Raw genomic sequence first — 21,722 nt, 5'->3', positions numbered from 1 at the left:
ATCACCAAGCTAGCAAGTTCCCGACTGTCGGCGACCTAGGGGAGCAGGGAATCCTTGATGCCATGTTGCCTCTTCTGGACTCCAAACAAGCACCCCTTGGCCCTGGAGACGACGCCGGAGCGTTGGCCGTTGCGGGCTCAGAGGTCGTGGTGTCCGTTGATACCCTCGTTGAGAATCAGGACTTTCGACTGTATTGGGACAGCGGTTTCGAGCACAAGGCCTTTGACATCGGTTGGAAGTCAATCGCCCAGAATGTCTCGGACATCAATGCCATGGGCGGCGTTCCCACGGGCGCCGTCATCTCCCTGTCGCTGCCCGAACACACCAGCATTGAATGGGTCAAGGAATTCTCCAAGGGAATCTCCGCAGCGGTTGAAGGCCTGGGCGCAGGCCGGCTGGCAGTCATCGGCGGAGATTTGGGCAAAGCCACCGAAATCTCGGTGACCACTACCGTCATCGGAGAATGCGAGCACGGCAAGGTGCTGCGTAGCGGTGCCAAAGCAGGGGACCGTGTTGCCATTGCAGGCCGAGTGGGTTCTGCCGGCGCCGGGCTCGCGGTACTCGACGGAAGTACGCAATGGCAGACTTGGAACCGCTCGGTCCGCAGGATCGTTGATTCCCAGTGCAAACCGACCCCGCCGTTGGAATCGGGTCCCCGTGCGGCCCACGCCGGGGCAAGTGCCATGATGGACATTTCCGATGGCCTGATCAAGGATGCTTCGCGCCTGGCCAAGGCCAGCGGCGTCAACCTGAACCTCAACGGAGACTCATTCAAGGACTTCGCCGCCCGTTTGGAGCCGGCGGCGGTGCTTCTCAACGCGGATCCGATGCAATGGGTTCTCGAAGGCGGAGAGGATTTCGGCCTGCTCGCGGTGTTCCCGAAGGGTGCCGCAATCCCTGAAGAATTCACAGTTATCGGTGAGGCCAGCGCCCAGACTGGCCGCCGGGCCCTGGTGAAAATCGATGGGCAGATCGTCAATGGGTCGCGCGGATTCGACCATTTTTCCGCCGCCCTGAACCGCTAGGACTAAATGCTGCCCCGGCCTCAGGGGCGTTCGGCTTGGGCCCGGAGCAATTCCGACAGCTCATTCGCGGCGGCGACAACCGATTCATGGAAGATCTTTCCCGGCTGGCGGGTCAGGCGCTCGATCGGGCCGGACATCGACAGTGCGGCAATGACCCGGCCGGACTGGCCTCGGATCGGCGCCGATACCGAAGCAACCCCGGGCTCACGTTCGCCCAGCGACTGCGCCCAGCCGCGTCGGCGTACTCCGGCCAGAATCGTAGGCGTGAATCGGGCATGATGCAGGCCGTCGATCATCCGCTCGTTGTCTTCCCAAGCCAGAAGGACCTGTGCAGCGGAACCAGCTTTCATGGATAGCTGGGTGCCCACGGGGATGGTGTCACGCAGTCCAACCGGGCGTTCTGCGCTGGCAATGCAGACGCGGAAGTCGCCCTGCTTGCGGAAGACCTGGGTGCTCTCTCCGGTTTGATCGCGGAGCTTGAGGAGGATCGGTCCCGCGGCACTGACCAGACGGTCTTCACCGGCGGCGCTGGCAAGTTCCACCAGGCGGCTGCCCAGCTCGAAACGGCCGTGCAGGTCCCTTCCTACAAGCCCGTGGTGGGCCAGGGACTGCGCGATTCGATGCACGGTTGGCCTGGAAATCTGTGTCAGTTCCACCAGCTGCGAGAGCGTGGTGGGCCCGTTCTCCAACGCATTGAGAATGGCGGCTGCCTTGTCGAGCACGCCTACGCCGCTTCCTGTTGTCATATCTCGATTCTCCCGTCTCAGCATTTGAGATTCAAGTCCGCATACTGGAAATGTCCTTCTATGAAGTGTCACAGTTGAGATATCAAAAGTACGTAGCTTGAGGAGTGTGTCGCATGTCTGCCACGCAGTCGCCACAGACACTGGCCGAGAAGGTCTGGAATGCGCATGTTGTGCGCCGTGGAACCGGCGAAGGCGAAGCCCGCCAGCCGGATCTTATTTACATCGATCTGCACTTGCTGCACGAGGTGACCTCTCCGCAGGCATTCGAAGGACTGCGCCTGGCCGGGCGCCAACTGCGCCGGCCTGATCAGACCATCGCCACGGAAGATCACAACACGCCAACGCTTGATATCGACAAGCCGATCGCGGACCTGACGAGCCGGACACAGATCAACACCTTGCGGGAGAACTGCAAGGAGTTCGGTGTGCGCCTGCATTCACTGGGCGACAAGGAGCAGGGCATCGTCCATGTGGTCGGCCCGCAGCTTGGCCTGACCCAGCCGGGAATGACCGTGGTTTGCGGCGACTCCCATACCTCCACCCACGGTGCCTTCGGGGCCTTGGCCTTCGGCATCGGCACCTCCGAGGTCGAGCACGTGATGGCGACCCAGTCATTGAGCCTGAAGCCGTTCAAGACCATGGCGATCAACGTCGAGGGAACCTTGAAGCCGGGTGTGACCGCCAAGGACATCATCCTTGCCGTCATCGCCAAGATCGGCACCGGCGGAGGGCAGGGGTATGTCCTGGAATACCGCGGCTCCGCCATCCGGGCCTTGTCCATGGACGCCCGCATGACCATTTGCAACATGTCGATCGAAGCAGGCGCCCGTGCCGGCATGATCGCTCCTGACCAGACCACCTTCGACTATGTCAACGGACGTCCACACGCCCCGCAGGGCCAGGACTGGGACGCGGCCGTCGAGGAATGGAAGCAGCTGCATTCGGACGAGGGAGCCCAGTTCGATGCAGAGGTCTTCCTGGATGCTGATGAACTGGAACCATTCGTGACGTGGGGTACCAACCCGGGCCAGGGTGTGTCGCTCTCCGCCTCGGTGCCGACTCCTGAAGACTTCGAAGATGAAAACGACCGCAAGGCCTGCGAACGCGCACTGGAGTACATGGGCCTGACCGGTGGTACCCCGATGAAGGAAATCCGCGTTGATACCGTGTTCCTTGGTTCGTGCACCAACTCCCGCATGGAGGACCTGCGCGCAGCTGCCGCTGTGATCAAGGGCAAGGAAAAGGACCCGGATGTCCGCATGATCGTGGTTCCCGGCTCGGCGCGCGTCCGCTTGGAGGCCGAAGCCGAGGGCCTGGACCAGATCTTCAAGGACTTCGGCGCCGAATGGCGTTTCGCCGGCTGCTCCATGTGCCTTGGCATGAACCCGGACCAGCTCTCCGAAGGGGAGCGTTGCGCCTCGACCTCCAACCGAAACTTCGAGGGCCGTCAGGGCAAGGGCGGACGCACCCACCTCGTTTCGCCGTTGGTGGCTGCAGCAACGGCAATCCGCGGCACGCTGTCTTCGCCCAGCGATCTCGTCAATACCTCGGTAGCGGTCTAGGAAGGATCACCGTCATGGAAAAGATTGTTAGCCACACCGGAATCGGTGTACCCCTGCGTCAGAGCAACGTCGACACTGACCAGATCATCCCGGCCGTGTACCTCAAGCGCATCACCCGTACAGGGTTCGAAGATGCCCTGTTCGCCGGCTGGCGCCGCGACGAGAACTTCATCCTCAACCAGGAACCCTTCAATGCGGGGTCGGTACTGGTGGCCGGACCCGATTTCGGCACCGGATCCTCCCGTGAACACGCGGTCTGGGCACTGAAGGACTACGGTTTCAAGGCTGTGATCTCGGCACGTTTCGCGGATATCTTCCGAGGCAACTCCGGCAAGCAGGGCCTGGTAGCCGCCGAAGTCGCCCAAAGCGACATCGAATTGATCTGGAAAGAACTGGAAAACAACCCGGGCACCGAGGTCACTGTCGACCTGGACTCCCGCACGGTCCAGTGCGGATCGATTTCCGCGCCATTCCAAATCGACGATTACACGCGGTGGCGTTTGATGGAAGGCCTGGATGACATCGGCCTGACCCTCCAGCACGAAGGAGACATCACCGAGTTCGAGGCTGCACGCCCTTCGCACAAGCCGAAGACCCTGCCGGCGCGATTCGCCGACTAAGCACCGTCATCTCGGAATTGGCATCAAGCAGATTTCGATGCTCTCCACGGATGCCTCCGGCGGCCCGTTTGCTTTCCAGCACCATGCATTGTGCTGAATGCGAACTGGCCGTTTCAGGTTTGAATCTTCCGCCGGCGTATTCCCTGAATTCAAAGGCTGAAAGCATCCTCACAATACCCACGCCACGCGACAATCGGTCCCATTTCATGCTGGCTGAGGCGGTATGCTTACTTAGTCCTGCTAGTTCACGGCCCGCAGGCTGGAGCAGGTAATAACGACTACGCGATGAGGTATTTCATACATGGGTAAGATCCTGACGATCCATGGCGGTGTGCCACTTGAAGGCACCGTACGAGTCGGCGGAGCTAAGAACCTGGTTCCCAAAGCCATGGTGGCGGCGCTGCTCGGCGATACGCCCTCGGTGCTCCGCAATGTGCCAGAGATCAAGGATGTTACTGTCGTTCGCAGCCTGCTGGAGATCCACGGGGTCAAGGTCGAACAGGATCCTGAAACCGGCGACCTCACCATGGACCCGAGCCAGGCCAAATCGGCCTCCAACCAGGCGATCGATGCACACGCCGGCGATTCTCGCATCCCGATTCTTTTCTGCGGCCCCTTGATCCATTCGCTGGGAGAGGCGTTCATCCCGGACCTCGGCGGCTGCCGCATCGGCGACCGTCCCATTGATTTCCACCTCGAAGTCCTCCGCGAATTCGGCGCGGTCGTGGACAAGGCCACTGATGGGATCCGCATCTCCGCACCGCTGGGCCTCAAGGGTGCAAAACTCCACTTGAAGTACCCAAGCGTCGGCACCACCGAACAGGTACTGCTGTCTGCAGTTCGCGCCAAGGGCGTCACAGAAGTCAGCAACGCCGCCATCGAGCCGGAAATCTTGGACCTCATCTCGCTGTTGCAGAAGATGGGCGCCATCATTTCCGTGCACCGCGACCGCGTGATCCGCATCCAGGGTGTGGACAAGCTCAACGGCTACGAGCACACCGCGCTGCCGGACCGCAACGAGGCCGCCTCGTGGGCTTCCGCAGCCCTGGTGACCAAGGGCGATATCTTCGTCCAGGATGCCCAGCAGCGCGACCTGACTGCATTCCTCCATGTCTACCGCCAGATTGGCGGCGAGTTCGAGGTCAAGGCCAACGGCATCCGCTTCTACCACCCGGGCGGCGACCTGAACCCGTTGATCCTTGAGACGGATGTCCACCCGGGCTTCATGACCGACTGGCAGCAACCTCTGGTGGTCGCACTGACCCAGGCCAACGGCGTTTCGGTAATCCATGAGACCGTGTACGAAAATCGCTTCGGCTTCACCGACGCACTGGTTCGCATGGGTGCCACCGTCCAGGTCCACACCGATTGCCTCGGATCCACCCCGTGCCGCTTCGGCCACCGCAATTTCAAGCACTCCGCCGTGGTTGTCGGACCAGCCAAGCTGGTCGGCGCGGAAATCGACGTCCCGGACCTGCGCGGAGGCTTCTCCCACCTGATCGCGGCCTTGGCTGCCGAGGGAACCAGCAAGGTCACCGGCATTGAGCTGATCAACCGGGGATACGAGCACTTCATGGACAAGCTCACCGCGCTTGGCGCCAATGTTGAACTGAGCGAATAGAGGATACCGGTCCGTGGTTAAAATCCAGGCTCCCGGCGAAAGCCCGCGAACCAAGCGTATTTTCAATGTCCTGGGAAATATCGTTCGTCCCTTGATGAACTCCCTGATGGGGAAGACGTGGAAGGGCTTCGAGAATCTCCCGCAGGGTGGGTACATCCTCTGCCCGAATCATTTGACCGAAATCGATCCGCTGGTGGTCGGCCATGCTGTGTACAGCCACGGCCGCCTGCCGCGCTGGATGGCGAAGGAATCGCTGTTCAAGCCGCCGGTGCTCGGGTGGATCCTTCGCGAAACCGGACAGATCCCGGTGGCGCGCAGCGCCGCGGGCGCCGGCGATTCGCTGAAGGCTTCCAAAAAAGTCTTGGACGCCGGGGGAGTCGTAGTGATCTACCCCGAAGGCACCCTGACTCGCGACCCGAACTTGTGGCCAATGGTCGGCCGCACGGGTGCTGCCCGTCTGGCGCTGCAGACCGGTGCGCCGGTGATCCCCATGGCGCACTGGGGCGACCAGGAGCTGCTGCCTCGCTACTCCAAGAAGATGTACCTGTTTCCCCGCAAACACGTGACGGTATCGGTTGGCCAACCGGTAGACCTCGACGACTTGCGCAACGGGCCGCGTACCCGCAAGGTGCTGGAAGAAGCGACAGAACGCATCATGGCATCGATCACCGAACTCCAGGCAGAAATCCGCGGTGAAACACCGCCGAGCAAGCCATGGGATCCCAGCGAGCATGGCCAAGCCAGGACCGGCCGAAGCTTTGAGAACCCAGACAAGTAACTACACGTCAGCAACGTCGAAAGAAGAATCGTGACCAAGCCTTTACCACGCAAGATCGCCGTCATGGGTGCCGGAAGCTGGGGAACCACTTTCGCGAAGGTGATGGCGGATGCCGTGGCCGAGAACGGCATTGCGGTTCAAATCTGGGCTCGCCGGGACGATGCCGCGCGTGAGATTAATGAGCGCCATACCAATTCCAGGTACCTGCGTGATACGAAGCTTCCGCAGAACATCTCCGCTTCATCCGACCGCCAGGAAGTCCTCGCCGGGGCGGATCTGGTGGTGCTGGCGATCCCATCCCAGTCGTTGCGTGCAGAACTGGAGAGTTTCAAGAACCTCATCGAGCCGGAGGCAGTGGTTCTGTCCTTGATGAAGGGACTGGAACGCGGCACGGATTTGCGTATGAGCCAAGTGATCGCAGAAGTAGCGGAACTGCCCGCAGAACGTATTGCGGTGCTGTCCGGACCGAACCTGGCCATGGAAATTGCTCGCGAACAACCGACGGCATCCGTTGTCGCCTGCTCGGATGAGGCGACCGCCAACTGGATCGCGCAGCTGTGCTCGGCTCCCTATTTCCGCCCGTACACCAACGATGACGTGCTGGGCGTGGAGCTCGGCGGCATCGTGAAGAACATCATCGCGTTGGCAGTTGGCATGTGCGACGGCATGGGCATGGGCGATAACACCAAGTCCACCGTCATCACGCGTGGCCTCGCGGAAACGACTCGCCTGGTCCTGGCATTGGGCGGCCGCCTGGACACGCTGGCCGGCCTCTCCGGCTTGGGCGACTTGGTGGCCACCTGCTCGTCCTCGCTCTCGCGCAACAACACCGCCGGACGCCTTCTGGGGCAGGGCCTGTTCCTCGATGAGGTCAACGACCGGATGTCGCAAACAGCCGAGGGCATCAAGTCGGCACGAGCGGTATTCGACCTTTCCCGCACGCACGGCGTCGACATGCCCATTACCGAGGCCGTCGTGATGGTGCTCGAAGGCACGCTCAGCGTCGAGAACATGGCGCAGCGCCTGCTGGCTCGCGAATTGAAGTCTGAAGGAGAATTGCAGTAATGACTGAACGCAAACCTCGGGTCCTGCTCCTGTTCGGTGGCCGGTCATCCGAGCACTCGGTGTCCTGCGTCACCGCTGCGGGCGTGATGCACGCGATCGACAGGGAACGTTTCGACGTCGTGCCCGTGGGCATTACGCGTCAGGGTGAATGGACGCTCTTGACCGAAGATCCCCAGGACTGGGCCCTCAACACTGGTTCCTTGCCGGAGATCTCCGATGTCGACAACCCGGTGCAGCTCTCGACGGATCCCAACAAAACCTCGTTGATGTCCCTGTCCCAGTCGGCCATTTCCGAGCTTGGCGAAATCGACGTGGTCTTTCCGCTGCTCCACGGGCCGTTCGGCGAGGACGGTTCGATCCAGGGCATGCTTGAAATGGCTGGAGTCTCCTACGTGGGTTCCGGTATTGCCGCGAGCGCCATGGGCATGGACAAGCACTTCATGAAGGTGGTCTTCGAAAGCGCCGGGTTCAAGGTCGGCCCCTACGAAGTCATTACCAACAAGCAGTGGCTGCGAGACAGCGAGTCGGCGCTCCAGCGTTGCGATGGGCTTGAATACCCGCTGTTCGTCAAGCCAGCCCGAGCTGGTTCGTCGGTTGGCATTACCAAGGTCGATGTTCCTTCGGAACTGAGGGACGCCATCGAGGTTGCACGCCGTGAAGACCCCAAGGTCATCGTGGAGCAGGGAATCGTCGGTCGAGAGATCGAGTGCGGTGTCCTTGAAGGCCGCGGTTCGACCCCGTCACGCGCGTCCCTGCCTGGAGAGATTTCGGTGGCCGACAATGGCCACACGTTCTATGACTTCGAGGCGAAGTACGTTGACGGCGCCGCAGCGAAATTGAGCTGCCCCGCCCAGCTCAGCGAGGAAGCGACCAAGCAGATCCGGGATCTTGCGGTCAAGGCCTTTGACGCCATTGACGCCGAGGGCTTGTCTCGGGTTGATTTTTTCTACACTCCCGAAGGCGAGTGGATTATCAACGAAATCAACACGATGCCAGGTTTCACGCCATCGAGCATGTACCCGCAAATGTGGGCTAAAACCGGCATCAACTATCGTGAACTGATCGACGAACTGATCGCGCTGGCCAGCGAACGCAAGGTCGGTTTGCGCTAGAGGGCAGTAGCTGAAATGCGTCTTGCTTCAACTCACCTACCGATGAATTGATGCAAGACGCATTTCCCTATGCACTTTGAGACCGCAGCTTGGGTGCCTCGACCGGCCGCTAGAGTTTCTCGTCCTTCTGGATGCTGACGCACTGTTTCTCTGCGGGAATCCGGGAGGCTGCATCAGACAGCGTGGCTAGAACCGTGCTTGAGGGGATGACCTGCGGATCCATGATGATTTCAGTTGCGGGAGTGCGACCATAGGTGGTCAGCGTCCAGATGCCGTCCTCACCTTCGTGGGCGATCCAGTCGACGTCATTGACTGATACACAGGGGTCGGTGGTCGGTCCCGGTACTTCGACACCGCAGCGCAAGACCACCTGGGACGGGTCTCCCCACGCTGAGGTGGCTTGAGACGAGGTGGGACGGCGCTCGGCGTCTCCAATGACTTCGGGCAGCACGACCATCATTTCAGCGCACAAGGGGTTGGCGGCGTCAGGAGCAGCATCAACGGATGCAACAGATTCGCAAGCGGCCAGACCGGGCCCGACAACAGCGAATAAGGCGATCAATACCGTGGTTCGACCAAATTTTCGATTAAGTTTTGGTGACGGTTCCGGGTTCAAACTGATTTTGGACACGTTGTAAGCGTACCGTGCGAATCTGAAAGATAAGATGTATTGAGTTGAATCTGTGAAAGGTAGCATATGTCATTCGAAGAACAGCCTACGCGTTCGCGCGCTAAGAAAAAGAAGCGCACCGGGCGAGTAGTCCTCCTGAGTATCCTGTCGTTGGTAGTGATCGCCGCGCTCGTCGCTGTCGGATACGCATGGAACCTCGGACGTACATTCGATGACAACAGCCAGAAGCTTGAGAATGCCTTCCCCGCCGAGGAAACTCGTCCAGAGGTAAAGAAGGAATCCGAGAATGCGCTGAACATCCTCCTTCTCGGCAGCGATACTCGGGCGCAACGCGAAAACGACGAGCAGAACGATGATTTCGCCACGCTTCCCAACGGTGGACGTTCGGACACCATGATGCTTGTGCACATCCCGTCAGATCGTTCCGGCGTCTATGTGACATCGATCATGCGCGACACCTGGTTGGATCTTCCAGGAATTGGCGAAGCCAAGATCAACCGCGCATTTGCCAACGGTGGAGTGGCCAAAGCCGTTGAGACCTTGGAAGGCCTGTTCGGCGTGCGCATCGACCACGTTGCATCCGTTGACTTCGAAGGATTCAAGGGATTGACCGATGCTGTGGGAGGCGTGACCATCAACAACCCCATTGCCTTCCGTCCAATTCACAATAAGAGCTTCTACTTCCCGGAAGGTGTGCAGAAGCTTGACGGCGAAGAAGCGCTGGCCTTCGTCCGAGAGCGCAAGGCATTTACCGGTCCCGGTGGCAGCGACTACCGTCGCGTCAAGAATCAGCAGCTGTTCGTCAAGGCGCTGCTGGGCCAAATCCTGTCGAAGGACACCCTGACGAACCCCGTCAAGATTCAGAATGTCGTGAGCGAATTCGCTCCGTTTGTGGCGGTTGACGATACTTTGGACGCAGGCAAGGTCGTTGGAATCGCTTCATCGATGATCAACGTCAGCACCAGCGACATGGAATTCTTCACCCTTCCAAACAACGGTCCGGGCCGTTCGGCCGACGGACAGTCGATTGTCATCCCGGATATGGATACGATTAACAAGTTTGGAGAAGCACTCCAAAACGATACGGTTGACGAATTTGTAGCTTCTACTGACCTGTCTCAGTAACCATTGAAGGAACCACTCTTTATGACCACCCAGAAACTCGATACTTCGGTTCGCGCTATCCGCCATTGGCTGGCGCGCAGTGTCAAGAGCCTGGGGAATCATTCGGATCGCCTCAACGCCATCAATGTCTTTCCGGTTGCCGACGGTGATACGGGAAGCAACCTCTACCTGACTGCACGTGCCGGTCATGATGCCGTCAGCAAGTTGGAAAGCGATGACATTGGTGGATTCCTGGAAGTTGCCGCGCGCGCCGCCATGGAGTCTGCGCGCGGCAATTCCGGGACTCTGCTGGCTGTTTTCCTGAGCGGCCTCAGCGAGCCGTGGCAGGGACAGCCGCGATTGACGGCACCGTTGCTGGCCCTGGGGCTGGAACGGGCGAAGGTCCGCTCCTGGTCGGCGCTGAGCGAGCCCGTGGAAGGCACCATGCTTTCGGTGATCAATGCACTGGCCTTGGCGGCAGCTTCCACGCTGATGCACCTCAAAGTCGACAGGGATAGCCGCGCGGCGTTGGACACCTTGCTGACTCAGATGACGCAAGCCGCCAGATTGGCTGTCAAGGGCACCGAAAGCGAATTGCCAAGCCTGGTCAAAGCAGGCGTCGTGGACGCCGGGGCCGTCGGCATGCTGGTGATCATTGACGAGCTATGCGCAGCCATTCGCAACGAACATACTGATTTTGACGACTATGAAAGCTTCCACGGTTACAGCGTTCAAGATCCGCATGTCCATTTCGACTTCGAGGAAATCGACGGTGTGGAAGTCATGTGCACTGTGGCGTTGGACGCCTTGGGGGCTGCGACACTTCGCGGCCAGCTGGACGCGCTGGGAGACTCGGTGATCATGTCCCCGGTCAACCAGCTTGAGGGAGACACCTACCGGTGGCGAGTCCACGTGCATGTCCAAGATCCCGAGGCAGCGCTGGATCTCATTCGAAAGCAGGGGAACCCGGTAAATATCAGCGTGACCGATCTTTGCATTCATGACGGCTGAAACGACGAGCCGGGATTTCGAAAGCTCGCCGCTTTCCGTGGTGCTCGGGGCCAAGAATGCAACCGCATTGGAAAAAGCCTTCGGCTACGGCACGGTGGGAGAGTTCCTTCGACATTTTCCTCGGCGCTACGTTGAAGTGGGGGAACTGACCCCCATCGCGGAGCTGCCCTTCGACGAACATGTAACGGTGGTGGCGCAAGTCGTCAACATCAGCCAGCGCCAGATGCACTCGCGCAAGGGATTCATCTTCGAGGTCACCGTCAGCGATGAACTAGGAGATGCCGGCCAGCAGCTGAAGATGACTTTCTTCAACGGATATCAAGCACGCTCGGATCTGCTCGTCGGAACGATTGCCATGTTCAGCGGCAAAGTCGGTTGGTACCAGGACCATCTGCAATTGAACCAGCCGGACTACGCCGTGCTCGACGAGGCCTCCCAAGCAGATCCACGCCCCATACCGATCTATCCAGCGTCGGCCAAGATGCCGAACAAGAAGATCCGCGACCTGATGGCTCACCTGCTTGAACAGATGACGCAGGAGAATCTGCCGGAATTCCTCCCGCAGGAGCTATTGGATACCCATCATTATCCAATCCGGCACCAGGCCTACGCCAACCGGCATTCCCCACGCGAGTTGAAGCATGCATACGTTGCCCGCCAGCGCTTCGCCTTTGAAGAGGCATTTCTGCTCCAGCTTTCGCTTGCTGAACGAAACCGCCAAATCGGCACCCAGCACTCCGTCGCCCGGCCGCGTCGTAGCGGCGGGCTTGCCGACAAGTTTGATGCCCAGCTGCCTTTCATCCTCACCGATGACCAGCAGCAGGTAGGGCGCGAGATCAGCCAGGATCTGGAGCTGAACCATCCGATGCACCGTTTGCTGCAGGGCGAGGTCGGCTCGGGCAAAACCGTTGTCGCGCTCCGGGCTATCCTCCAGGTGATCGATGCCGGAGGGCAGGCAGCGTTGCTGGCGCCCACCGAAGTCCTGGCAGCCCAGCACTATGCCTCCATAACCAAGATGCTGGGAGCATTGGCCGACCCCGGCCTGTTCAATGAAGGTGAAGGAACCGGCGTCGCGCTGCTGACGGGCTCGGCGAAAACCGCCCAACGTCGCGAAGCGCTGCTGGGCATCGCCAGCGGCGAAACCGGCCTGATCGTCGGCACCCACGCGCTGCTGGGGGAGCAGGTAAGGTTTGCAGAACTCGGGTTGGTCGTCATCGACGAGCAGCACCGTTTCGGTGTTGAGCAGCGTGATGCCTTGCGGGCCAAGGCCAACGACTCGGTGCCCCACACGCTAGTTATGACTGCCACGCCGATTCCACGCACCGTTGCGATGACGGTTTTCGGCGATCTGGACACCTCGACGATCAAGCACCTTCCCGTCGGCAGGGCACCGATCTCGACCCACATCGTTCCGATGCAGCTTTCCGGCTACAGGAACCGCCTGTACACGCGTATCAGCGAAGAAGTGGCAAAAGGCCACCAAGTCTATGTTGTCTGCCCGCGCATCAGCGATTCAGCCGGTGAGCAAGGCGTATTGCTGGCGACCTACGAGGACACTTCCGGTCAGTCGATGAGCGTTGAGAAGATGCTGGAACTGCTCGGTGGATTGCCCGACTTCGAGTCGATCAGGGTGCAGGGACTGCATTCTCAGCTGGACTCCAACGACAAGCAGGGAATCATGGATGACTTCGCGGCGGGGGACATCGATGTACTGGTCTCCACGACGGTCATCGAGGTCGGTGTGGACGTCCACAACGCAACGTTGATGGTGATCATGGACGCCGAACGCTTCGGAATTTCCCAGCTGCATCAGCTGCGCGGACGTGTGGGTCGTGGCGGCCTTCCCGGCACGTGCCTGCTCTCAACATGGCTGGATGCGGATCATCCGTCGGTCAATCGCCTGCGCGTCATCGAATCAACCCTGGACGGTTTCGAACTGGCGGAGGCCGACCTGGCGGAGCGCAAGGAAGGAAATATCCTAGGCGTCCAGCAATCGGGAAGCCAATCGGCGCTTCGCGAGCTGAGCATCATCAGGGACCGGGCATTGATTGAAAAGGCACGGGATGATGTCAGGGCGCTTATGGCGATGCCGGCATGGCGGGAGAAGTACCCCGTACTGCTGGCGACCACCAAGAACTGGGTCGATGAATCCACCCGTGAATTCCTCAACAAGAACTAAGTGAAAGCGGCAAGAATCAATGAGCCGAATCATTGCCGGCGCGGCCGGCGGCAACCCGCTGAAGTCCGTTCCCGGCGACGCTACGCGACCAACCACGGACAGGGTCAAAGAAGCACTCTTCTCGCGGCTGGAGAGTTGGGATATTCTTCAGGGCGCTCGGGTGCTGGATCTTTTCGCCGGATCCGGGGCTTTGGGGCTGGAAGCTGCAAGCAGGGGAGCGCGCCAAGTGGCTCTCGTCGAAAAAGCTCCCAAGGCCGTTGCGGTGTGCCAGCAGAATGCCGCGATGATCAATAAAACCCTGAAGAGCGACATTGCTTCCGTCCAGCGCGGATCAGTCGACTCGATTCTTGACGGCTACTTTGACGAATCTACTCGGATACCTCGCAGGACATTCGACGTGGTCTTTTTGGACCCTCCGTATCCCTTGACCGAAGCGGAACTCGAAACCACGCTGCTGAAGGTTTCCCTCGTGCTAGCTGACGATGCGACAGTCATTGTAGAGCGATCCAGCCGGTCTCCGCGCCCCCTGTGGCCCGTTAGCCTGCAGCCGTTCGCCGACAAGAAATACGGCGAGACGCACCTATGGTTTGCCGAACCTGTCCAGCCCGAGTGAGTGCTTGATTTCCGAGGGAAAAGGTCCCGAGGCTTGGCATTGGTTGATGCTTGAATCGTCCAAGCGGTGTTTGGCGGCAGTCAGGATCAAGTTGCCCGGGTATCGCCTGGTAAACATTTCAGGCGAGGAACTCAGCATGACAAAGTCGAAGTTTTGTCGGGCGGCCGCTACCTGCCGGTCCGTGAATGCCAGGGGCGGATCGTCGCCGATATTGACGAATAACAGCCCTTGGTCGTCAAGCGCCGTGCACAGCTCCGAATAGTACTCGGTTACCGTCAGATGCTCGGGTGCCTCGGGGCCGCTGAAAATATCGACAATGATGACATCGAATGTCCGGCCGTCCAGCTGGTTGTGCAGGACATCGCGGGCATCGGCGACGATGGTCTCGAGTGAGCAGTTTTTCGGCAGCGGGAGTTGCGCTATTACGAAATCAAGTAGTTCCCGCTCGATGTCGACTGCCACGTGTGTGCTATTCGGAAAGACGACACTAGCCCAACGGGCAAGGGTGAGCGCCCCCGCCCCCAGGTGAAGCATCCTCAGCGGTTCGCCGGGTTCTCGCAGTACCTTGAGATGGTTCGCAATCCTGGCGAGGTATTCATAGAAAACCTCCTCCGGATGGGCGAGGTTCACATGGGATTGTTCTGCGCCGCCGATAGCCAGGATCTTCGCTCCGGGTACGAGGTCATCGTCATAAATGTTTGCATGCGCTTGGACAAATCCAAGCCAGCGCTTCTGGCTTGAAGCGGTCATCGGACCAGCTCCGGCAGTCGGCTCAGGCGTCGAGCCGCTTCCAAGATCACGTCTTCCTTCTTGCAGAACGCGAAGCGCAGGAGAGATGAGTAGGCCTGCCTATTTTCCGGATGCACAAAAACTGACATTGGTATTGCCGCTACCCCTAGCCGCTCGGGGAGCAGTCGAGCGAGCTCAGTCGCGTCTTGATAACCTAGCTGGCTAACGTCTGCGACGAGAAAGTATGTTCCACGGGGGCGGACGACGGGGATGCCCGACTGTTCCAAGCTGTCGGCAAGAAGACCGCAGGTGTGCCCCAGCGAGCCGGCAAACTGCGCGAAGAATTCGTCTGGGAGTTCCAAGGCTTGTGCCACGGCAGGTTGAAAAGCCGGTCCCGACGAGTAGGTGAGAAACTGCTTGACCGTTCTGACGGCGGTAATCAGTTTTTCAGGTCCGGTCGCCCAGCCGACCTTCCATCCGGTAAACGAGAAGGACTTGCCCGCCGACGAGATGGTAATCGTCCGGTCGAATCCACCGGGCAGGGTAGCAACGGGAACATGGCTCACCCCGAATGTCAGGTGCTCGTAGACCTCATCGGAAAGAATAATGCAATCATGCTGGTGAGCCAGTGCAATGATCTCATTGAGCACATCTTCCCCAAATACGGATCCAGTCGGATTGTGCGGATTGTTGAGAATTATCATCCGGGTCTTGTCAGTGACCGTTGCGCGGAGCTTGGCCAGGTCTGGTTGGAAATCCGGTAGCTGCAACTGGACCACGTTGTGTTTTGCGTTCGCCAGCCCGATCATGGCCGCATACGAGTCGTAGTAAGGCTCGAATGTGACAACCTCGTCACCGGGCTGAACGAAAGCGAGGATTGCAGCGGCAATGGCCTCGGTGGCGCCTGTGGTGACGACTACTTGGGTTTCTAGGTCCAGCTCGAGGTCGTAGAACCGTTTTTGATGGGAGGCAATGGCGCGGCGGAGGGCTGGTATCCCTGAACCGGGTGCGTACTGATTTGCACCTTCAGCAATCGATTTTAGTGCGATTTGGCGAATTTCTTCGGGTCCTTCTGTATCGGGAAAACCCTGTCCCAGATTCAATGCATTGTGTTTGTTGGCAAGACCTGTGATTTCTTCAAAGATCGTCACCCGTGGCGTGCCAGCCGGATCCAAGAGGTTCGCGCCGTGCGCTGTTCGTTGCCAAGGGTTGAAATCATTGCTCATAAACCCATTATGTACGGGGGACATGTGCGGTCGAGCATTCGAAACGTCACTTCGTTACTTGGGTTTATCCGCAATTCACGTTTTGGCCGGGACTTCTTGATACATTCAACGTATGCGTAGAGCCGTTTGCCCAGGATCCTTTGACCCGATTCACAATGGTCATGTCGAAATTATTGCTCGAGCCGCCAGCCTGTTTGATGAAGTGATCGTCGCGGTATCGACGAACTATTCAAAAAACTACCGATACAGCGAAGATGAGCGAGTCGCCATCGTCGAGGAGACGGTCGGCGGTCTCCGCGGTGTCACGGCCCTTCCCATGGGTCAGGGCTTGTTGGCTGATTTCTGCAAGGAACAGGGTGCGGAAGCCATCGTCAAGGGCCTGCGAAGCACTGTCGACTACGCATACGAAATTCCGATGGCAACCATGAACCGCCACTTGACCGGTGTTGAAACTGTATTCCTTCAGGCCGATACGCGGTTCACCCATTTGTCGTCATCGCTTCTGAAGGAAGTGCAGACCCTGGGTGGCGATGTCGCGGAATACTTCCCACGTGCAGTGATGAAACGGCTGATGAGGAAGTAGGCAAAAATATGTATTTCTACCCCGTAGATATATGCTTGTAGTTCTGTAATTTCACTCGTTTTAACTGATAGGTCGCTTAATTAATGACTCATCGTCCAATAACAAAGGCCGTCATTCCAGCAGCGGGCCTCGGAACTCGATTCCTTCCGGCAACGAAAGCGATGCCCAAGGAGATGCTGCCTGTTGTAGATAAGCCCGCAATCCAATACGTAGTGGCCGAAGCCGCGAAGGCTGGCTTCACTGACCTGCTCATGATCACCGGCCGCAACAAGCGTGCGCTAGAAGATCACTTCGACCGTGTCCCTTCGCTTGAGTATTCCTTGGAAGCCAAGGGCGATAAGAAGAAGCTCGATGCTATTCATGAGGCTACCCATTTGGGGGACATTCACTACGTGCGCCAGGGCGATCCCAAAGGTCTTGGACACGCTGTCCTTTGCGCGAAGCAGCATGTAGGGAACGAGCCTTTCGCGGTTCTGCTTGGTGACGACCTCATCGACGAACGCGACGAGCTGCTTTCAGTTATGGCCAGCGTGCAGCAAAAGGTCGGCGGGTCCGTGATCGCCCTCATGGAAGTTGCTCCCGAACAGATCAGTGCATACGGCTGCGCTGATGTCTCGTCCGTCAGTGGCGAGGATTTCGTCAAGGTCAACGGCCTTGTTGAAAAACCGGCGGCTGAAGACGCTCCAAGCAATTTGGCCATTATCGGTCGCTATTTGCTGCACCCGAGGGTATTCGAAGTTCTTGAACATACTGCACCAGGCCGTGGCAACGAAATACAACTCACTGATGCACTTCAAGTCCTCGCAGGCGCCGAAGGCGAAGGCGCGGGTGTGCACGCAGTGGTATTCCGCGGTCGCCGTTATGACACCGGAGACAAGCTCAGCTATTTGCAGGCCAACATCACCCTTGCGGTAGATCATGAAGATCTGGGTGAAGGTCTGAAGAGTTGGCTCAAGGACTTCGTCGCCGAGATGGAAGACTAACAGTCATTAAAGGCTACTCAGGATAATCACATTTATCTTGGGTAGTCTTTTTGATTGCACGAAGTCACTTGGAAGGTCCGTTGGCTTCGACGGAATTTTCTCGGTGGGATAGAAATGAACTCAAACGATCCAAGTCAGAATGACATCAGCACTCGAAGTGTGCGTTTTGGTGCCGCGCGGCGAAAGAAGAAACGCGTAAGAGCCGTTGTTCTTTCCGCGCTGGCCGTGCTTTTGATTGCCGTGCTGGGCGCTGGATACTATCTCTTCAACTTGCAGCATGCTTTCAATTCCAAAACCAACACCGTTGACCTTAACTTCACCCAAGAACAAGAAGATGCACGGCCGGTAAAGGATCCCGATGATGGATCCATGAATATTTTGCTGGTTGGTGTTGACCATGCAGACGATAACTCAGCCCAATCGGCTGCCTTGGATGGGGCAGTCAGCCAGCGCAGCGATTCCATGATGCTCGTACATGTTCCGGAGGACCGTTCGCAGATATACATTATGTCTACGGTCCGAGACATGTACGTTGACATCCCTGGATATGGGAAGAACAAACTCAACGCAGCCGTATCTTTTGGCGGTATTCCCCTCTTAGTGCAAACGATGGAAGGACTTTTCGACACCAAAGTTGATCATGTTGCCATGATCGACTTTGATGGATTCAAGGAGTTGTCCACCGCCCTCGGCGGCGTGACAGTTCAGAACGACATCCCTTTCACAGCCCACGACACCGACTACTTCTACCCCCAAGGCGAGATCACTCTGGAAGGTGACCGGGCCTTGAGGTTTGTTCGCGAGCGCAAGTCATTCAGCAACGGTGATTATCAGCGGGTCGCCAATCAACGGAAATTCATCGCAGCTGCCGCAAGCCAGATGTTATCGGCCGATACGCTGACCAACCCGGTCAAGCTGTACGACATCGTCGATAAGGTGTCGCCCTACCTGACCTTTGACAGCAGCTTCGATGCCGCAACGCTAGTCGGTTTGGGAATGCAGCTCAAAAACGTCGATACGAACGACTTGGCAATGTTCACGATGCCAACAGCTGGCAGTTCCACGAGTGCAGATGGCCAGTCAATTGAACTGCCCAGCGAGCAGGCCATCCAGCAAATTCGTGTAGCGTTGAAAGCCGACACGATGGATGAGTATCTCAAGGAAAATCCGCCCCAAGAATAGATTGAACGAGTGACAGACACTACAGTTGTGCACCCGTGGCAGGCGAAATCGTCGAAAATCCAGACCGATCTACTAGACTTTGAACATCTGTGTTATTACGGCACAAAAGTTGGTTGAAGACAATGAGGACAATTCACACATGACAGTGGCAGAAGAAGCCGAGAAGTTTGGCTTGCACCGTGTGGGTGCCCGCCCAAGCTTGGCCAGCTACCTGAAGCAGACTTGGGAACGGCGTGAGTTCATCTACGAACTTGCCAAGGCGCGTGTTCAGAAGCAAAATCAGCAGAACCGCTTGGGTATGATCTGGGTTGTTCTCAAACCGACGATGAACGCGATTATGTATGGCGTCATCTTCGGCGTCTTGCAAGGCGACAGTAAGGGCCCAGACTTTCCAGTTTTCGTTGTTATCGGGGTATTCCTCTTCGAGTTCTTTACGAGTTCCATGAACGGTGGCGCGAAGTCCATCACCGGTAACCAAGCGCTGGTCCAATCGCTATCCTTCCCCCGGCTGACATTGCCGGTTGCCCAGGTTACTCAGAATCTCTTGACATTGATGCCCATGGTCATAGTCATGTTCATTTACGCGATGATTCTTGGCACAACTCCCAAATGGTCGTGGTTTGTCATCATCCCGTTGCTCATGATCTTCAGCGTTTTTAATATGGGAATCGCCCTGATCTGCGCTCGAATCACTGTGCACATTAGGGACTTCACCCAGATCCTGCCACTGATTACCCGCATGCTGTTCTACACCTCGGGCGTTCTATTCAGCGTTGACCGAATCTTGAACCACTGGCCTTGGCTCGTTCAGATATTCGACTTTCATCCGCTGTACCAGACGCTGCAAATCGCCCGCGCAATGATCATGAATGATGCCACCTACGATCCATTCGCATGGATTGTAGTTTCCGTCTGGGCGCTGCTGGCGCTGGGCTTCGGACTCATTTATTTCTGGAAGGCTGAGGAGCTCTATGGCCGTGCCAATTAGTTTTGACGATTTAATCAATCCCGGGCTCCACCCGGAATACGAACCCGCTCCGATATTTTCCGACGACACGTCGTTCATCGATGTAGTCAAGCCCGAAGACATCAAGTCATCCACCCTCACCGTTGATGAAACTCGACAGCCTGTCGTCATGGTGGACAACCTCCATGTGAAGTACCAGGTATTTTCCAGTGGAAAGGCTGTTGGAACCGCCGGAGCACGGCGATTGCTGCAGCCAAAGATGCGCGGTGTTCGTACAGTCCACGCGCTCCAAGGTATTTCTTTCGTTGCGTACGAGAATGAGTCGATCGGCATCATCGGTTCCAACGGATCCGGTAAGTCGACGCTGTTACGAGCCATTACTGGACTCACGCCGCCCGCTTCCGGTGCAGTGTACGCACGATCCAGGCCAAGCCTGCTGGGTGTTGGTGCGGCACTGATTCCGGACCTTTCAGGCGACAAGAACATTACCCTTGGTGGTTTGGCCCTTGGCTACAACCGTCAAGAAGTTGAAACTATGCGTGAAGAAATTACGAAGTTCGCCGAGCTAGAAGAGTTCATCGATCTGCCTATGCGAACTTACTCGTCGGGAATGGCTGCCCGTTTGAAGTTCGCCATTGCTGCCTCCAAGCAGCATGACATTCTCATTGTCGATGAGGCATTAGCGGTCGGCGATGCCAAATTCCGCAAGCGCAGTGAAGCCAAGATTCGTGAGATCCGGGAAAACGCCGGAACGGTTTTCCTGGTATCGCACTCGATGAATTCCATCAAAGAAACTTGCAACCGATGCATCTGGATCGAGAAGGGTGTTCAGAAGATGGACGGCGACCCGGACACGGTTATCAAGGCGTATCAACAGCATAAGAAGTAAGTGACAGATGACTGACTTTCCTGGCGTTTCATACGTCATGCCGGTGCTGAACGAAGCCGAATATTTGCATGAGGCTGTTCAATCGATCCTCTCCCAGGAATACGAGGGCGACAAGCAACTAGTTCTTGCATTGGGCCCAAGCAGCGATAGCACCAACGCTGTTGCGAAACGCCTGGCCTCTGAAGACTCCCGTATTATCCTCGTTGATAATCCGAGAGGCCGGACACCCAATGCGCTGAACCTCGCCATTGGCAAATCAACCCACCCCATCATTATGAGGGTCGATGCCCATAGCGAGCTTCCTCCCGAATACACTCGGCGAGGAGTTGAGACGCTGTTCCGCGTCGGCGCCCACGATGTCGGTGGGCTTATGGACGCCAAGGGAAAAACGCCAGTTCAACGTGCGATCGCGGCAGCATATCATTCGAAATTCGGTTTTGGCGGCCCCGCATACCACTCGGGTGCACCCGAGGGCGAAGCCGAGTCGGCCTACCTTGGCATCTTCCGACGGGAAGTTTTCGAAAAGGTTGGACTCTACAATGAAGACATGTGGAGGGCCCAGGACTGGGAACTGTGCATGCGGATCCGTCAGGCAGGGTACAAAGTTTGGTTCGATCCGGAACTGAAGGTCGGCTATTACCCGCGTGATAATTTCAAGGCGCTGATTCGCCAGTCATACGCTTCGGGTACATGGCGTGGTGAAATCGCCCGTCGTTACCCCGAAGGCAAGTCCCTGCGCCACGACTTGCCACCGCTATTGCTTCTTGGTGTAAGTGCTGGCCTCGCGGCGACGCTCGCTGCGCCTTTTGTTACGCCAAAACTCCCCAAGGTAGCCCGTGCCGGATTGAATCTGCTCCAGGTCGCACCGCTACTTTACGCTGGCGCCACGGTTGCCGCTGGCATCTCGTCCAAAGCTGAAAACCTCGGCGAGAAACTGCTCGCAGCTGTAGCATTCCAGAGCATCCATCTGCCGTGGGCCGCCGGATATGTGAAGGGCCGAGTCGTGGGCGCGGCCGGAACATTGGATCGGGGGCGAGTCAAATGACCGTCGAACGTCCAAAGAATCCCACCTTGGAACAGTTACGGGCAGTCTGCC

The 21,722-nt window shown here is 57.9% G+C and carries 21 protein-coding genes; 17 read left to right on the top strand and 4 right to left on the bottom strand.

Annotation, left to right across the window (positions count from 1 at the left end):
- Positions 1 to 62 precede the first annotated feature (62 nt).
- Positions 63 to 1,025 (top strand): thiamine-phosphate kinase, encoded by a 963-nt coding sequence (gene thiL / locus IEY43_RS06820; RefSeq protein ID WP_188947860.1) that lies wholly within the window; start codon positions 63 to 65, stop codon positions 1,023 to 1,025.
- 20 nt (positions 1,026 to 1,045) lie between these two features.
- Here the strand turns inward: thiL and IEY43_RS06815 are convergent, their stop codons facing one another.
- Entirely contained in the window at positions 1,046 to 1,771 is a 726-nt protein-coding gene (locus IEY43_RS06815) for an IclR family transcriptional regulator (protein WP_188947859.1), read from the bottom strand.
- Positions 1,772 to 1,884: 113 nt separating this feature from the next.
- On the opposite strand from IEY43_RS06815, the gene leuC reads away from it, so the two are divergent.
- The 6 genes from leuC to IEY43_RS06785 all read left to right on the top strand — a co-directional run bounded on the left by leuC (position 1,885) and on the right by IEY43_RS06785 (position 8,529).
- Entirely contained in the window at positions 1,885 to 3,333 is a 1,449-nt protein-coding gene (gene leuC / locus IEY43_RS06810) for a 3-isopropylmalate dehydratase large subunit (RefSeq protein ID WP_188947858.1), read from the top strand.
- Between the two features lie 14 nt (positions 3,334 to 3,347).
- The gene (leuD, locus tag IEY43_RS06805; RefSeq protein ID WP_188947857.1) at positions 3,348 to 3,953 is read left to right on the top strand and encodes a 3-isopropylmalate dehydratase small subunit; all 606 of its coding nucleotides are present in this window, start codon (positions 3,348 to 3,350) and stop codon (positions 3,951 to 3,953) included.
- Between the two features lie 301 nt (positions 3,954 to 4,254).
- Positions 4,255 to 5,574 carry a UDP-N-acetylglucosamine 1-carboxyvinyltransferase gene (gene murA, locus IEY43_RS06800; RefSeq protein WP_188947856.1) on the top strand — a complete coding sequence of 440 codons (1,320 nt, stop codon included), beginning with the start codon at positions 4,255 to 4,257 and terminating at the stop codon, positions 5,572 to 5,574.
- Positions 5,575 to 5,587: 13 nt separating this feature from the next.
- On the top strand, positions 5,588 to 6,352 hold the full coding sequence (locus tag IEY43_RS06795) for a lysophospholipid acyltransferase family protein (protein WP_229777305.1): 765 nt from the start codon (positions 5,588 to 5,590) through the stop codon (positions 6,350 to 6,352).
- Between the two features lie 30 nt (positions 6,353 to 6,382).
- Positions 6,383 to 7,417 carry an NAD(P)H-dependent glycerol-3-phosphate dehydrogenase gene (locus tag IEY43_RS06790; RefSeq protein WP_268240054.1) on the top strand — a complete coding sequence of 345 codons (1,035 nt, stop codon included), beginning with the start codon at positions 6,383 to 6,385 and terminating at the stop codon, positions 7,415 to 7,417.
- The gene (locus tag IEY43_RS06785; protein WP_188947855.1) at positions 7,417 to 8,529 is read left to right on the top strand and encodes a D-alanine--D-alanine ligase family protein; all 1,113 of its coding nucleotides are present in this window, start codon (positions 7,417 to 7,419) and stop codon (positions 8,527 to 8,529) included. The genes IEY43_RS06790 and IEY43_RS06785 overlap by 1 nt, the downstream gene beginning before the upstream one ends.
- A gap of 109 nt (positions 8,530 to 8,638) precedes the next feature.
- Here the strand turns inward: IEY43_RS06785 and IEY43_RS06780 are convergent, their stop codons facing one another.
- On the bottom strand, positions 8,639 to 9,091 hold the full coding sequence (locus IEY43_RS06780) for a DUF3515 domain-containing protein (protein ID WP_268240056.1): 453 nt from the start codon (positions 9,089 to 9,091) through the stop codon (positions 8,639 to 8,641).
- Positions 9,092 to 9,226: 135 nt separating this feature from the next.
- Between IEY43_RS06780 and IEY43_RS06775 the strand changes: the two genes are divergently transcribed.
- The 4 genes from IEY43_RS06775 to rsmD are packed head-to-tail and all read left to right on the top strand — an operon-like array spanning position 9,227 to position 14,067.
- Positions 9,227 to 10,285 (top strand): LCP family protein, encoded by a 1,059-nt coding sequence (locus IEY43_RS06775; protein WP_188947853.1) that lies wholly within the window; start codon positions 9,227 to 9,229, stop codon positions 10,283 to 10,285.
- Positions 10,286 to 10,306: 21 nt separating this feature from the next.
- On the top strand, positions 10,307 to 11,275 hold the full coding sequence (locus IEY43_RS06770; RefSeq protein WP_188947852.1) for a DAK2 domain-containing protein: 969 nt from the start codon (positions 10,307 to 10,309) through the stop codon (positions 11,273 to 11,275).
- Positions 11,265 to 13,454 carry an ATP-dependent DNA helicase RecG gene (locus tag IEY43_RS06765; protein ID WP_188947851.1) on the top strand — a complete coding sequence of 730 codons (2,190 nt, stop codon included), beginning with the start codon at positions 11,265 to 11,267 and terminating at the stop codon, positions 13,452 to 13,454. The genes IEY43_RS06770 and IEY43_RS06765 overlap by 11 nt, the downstream gene beginning before the upstream one ends.
- 19 nt (positions 13,455 to 13,473) lie before the next feature.
- Complete coding sequence (gene rsmD, locus IEY43_RS06760) at positions 13,474 to 14,067, top strand: 16S rRNA (guanine(966)-N(2))-methyltransferase RsmD (protein ID WP_188947850.1); 594 nt, start codon at positions 13,474 to 13,476, stop codon at positions 14,065 to 14,067.
- On the opposite strand, the gene IEY43_RS06755 is transcribed toward rsmD, so the two are convergent.
- The gene (locus IEY43_RS06755) at positions 14,035 to 14,817 is read right to left on the bottom strand and encodes a spermidine synthase (protein ID WP_188947849.1); all 783 of its coding nucleotides are present in this window, start codon (positions 14,815 to 14,817) and stop codon (positions 14,035 to 14,037) included. The genes rsmD and IEY43_RS06755 overlap by 33 nt on opposite strands.
- Positions 14,814 to 16,022 (bottom strand): aminotransferase class I/II-fold pyridoxal phosphate-dependent enzyme, encoded by a 1,209-nt coding sequence (locus tag IEY43_RS06750; RefSeq protein WP_188947848.1) that lies wholly within the window; start codon positions 16,020 to 16,022, stop codon positions 14,814 to 14,816. Before IEY43_RS06750 ends, IEY43_RS06755 begins: the two co-directional genes overlap by 4 nt.
- Positions 16,023 to 16,134: 112 nt before the next feature.
- On the opposite strand from IEY43_RS06750, the gene coaD reads away from it, so the two are divergent.
- The 6 genes from coaD (at position 16,135) to IEY43_RS06720 (ending at position 21,671) form a co-directional block, all read left to right on the top strand.
- Positions 16,135 to 16,605 carry a pantetheine-phosphate adenylyltransferase gene (gene coaD / locus IEY43_RS06745; protein ID WP_188947847.1) on the top strand — a complete coding sequence of 157 codons (471 nt, stop codon included), beginning with the start codon at positions 16,135 to 16,137 and terminating at the stop codon, positions 16,603 to 16,605.
- Positions 16,606 to 16,688: 83 nt separating this feature from the next.
- Positions 16,689 to 17,588: a UTP--glucose-1-phosphate uridylyltransferase GalU gene (galU, locus tag IEY43_RS06740; RefSeq protein ID WP_188947846.1), complete on the top strand. Its 900-nt coding sequence runs from the start codon at positions 16,689 to 16,691 to the stop codon at positions 17,586 to 17,588.
- A gap of 114 nt (positions 17,589 to 17,702) precedes the next feature.
- Entirely contained in the window at positions 17,703 to 18,770 is a 1,068-nt protein-coding gene (locus IEY43_RS06735) for an LCP family protein (protein ID WP_188947845.1), read from the top strand.
- A 139-nt stretch (positions 18,771 to 18,909) separates the two neighbouring features.
- A complete protein-coding gene (locus IEY43_RS06730; protein ID WP_188947844.1) occupies positions 18,910 to 19,758 on the top strand; it encodes an ABC transporter permease in 849 nt (282 codons plus the stop codon).
- Positions 19,742 to 20,626 (top strand): ABC transporter ATP-binding protein, encoded by an 885-nt coding sequence (locus IEY43_RS06725; protein WP_188947843.1) that lies wholly within the window; start codon positions 19,742 to 19,744, stop codon positions 20,624 to 20,626. Before IEY43_RS06730 ends, IEY43_RS06725 begins: the two co-directional genes overlap by 17 nt.
- A 7-nt stretch (positions 20,627 to 20,633) precedes the next feature.
- On the top strand, positions 20,634 to 21,671 hold the full coding sequence (locus tag IEY43_RS06720) for a glycosyltransferase (protein WP_188947842.1): 1,038 nt from the start codon (positions 20,634 to 20,636) through the stop codon (positions 21,669 to 21,671).
- The last annotated feature ends 51 nt before the right edge of the window (positions 21,672 to 21,722 follow it).

It is taken from the genome of Glutamicibacter protophormiae, assembly GCF_014647495.1.
GTDB lineage: Bacteria > Actinomycetota > Actinomycetes > Actinomycetales > Micrococcaceae > Glutamicibacter > Glutamicibacter protophormiae.
This window is presented reverse-complemented; position numbering and strand designations above follow the sequence as displayed.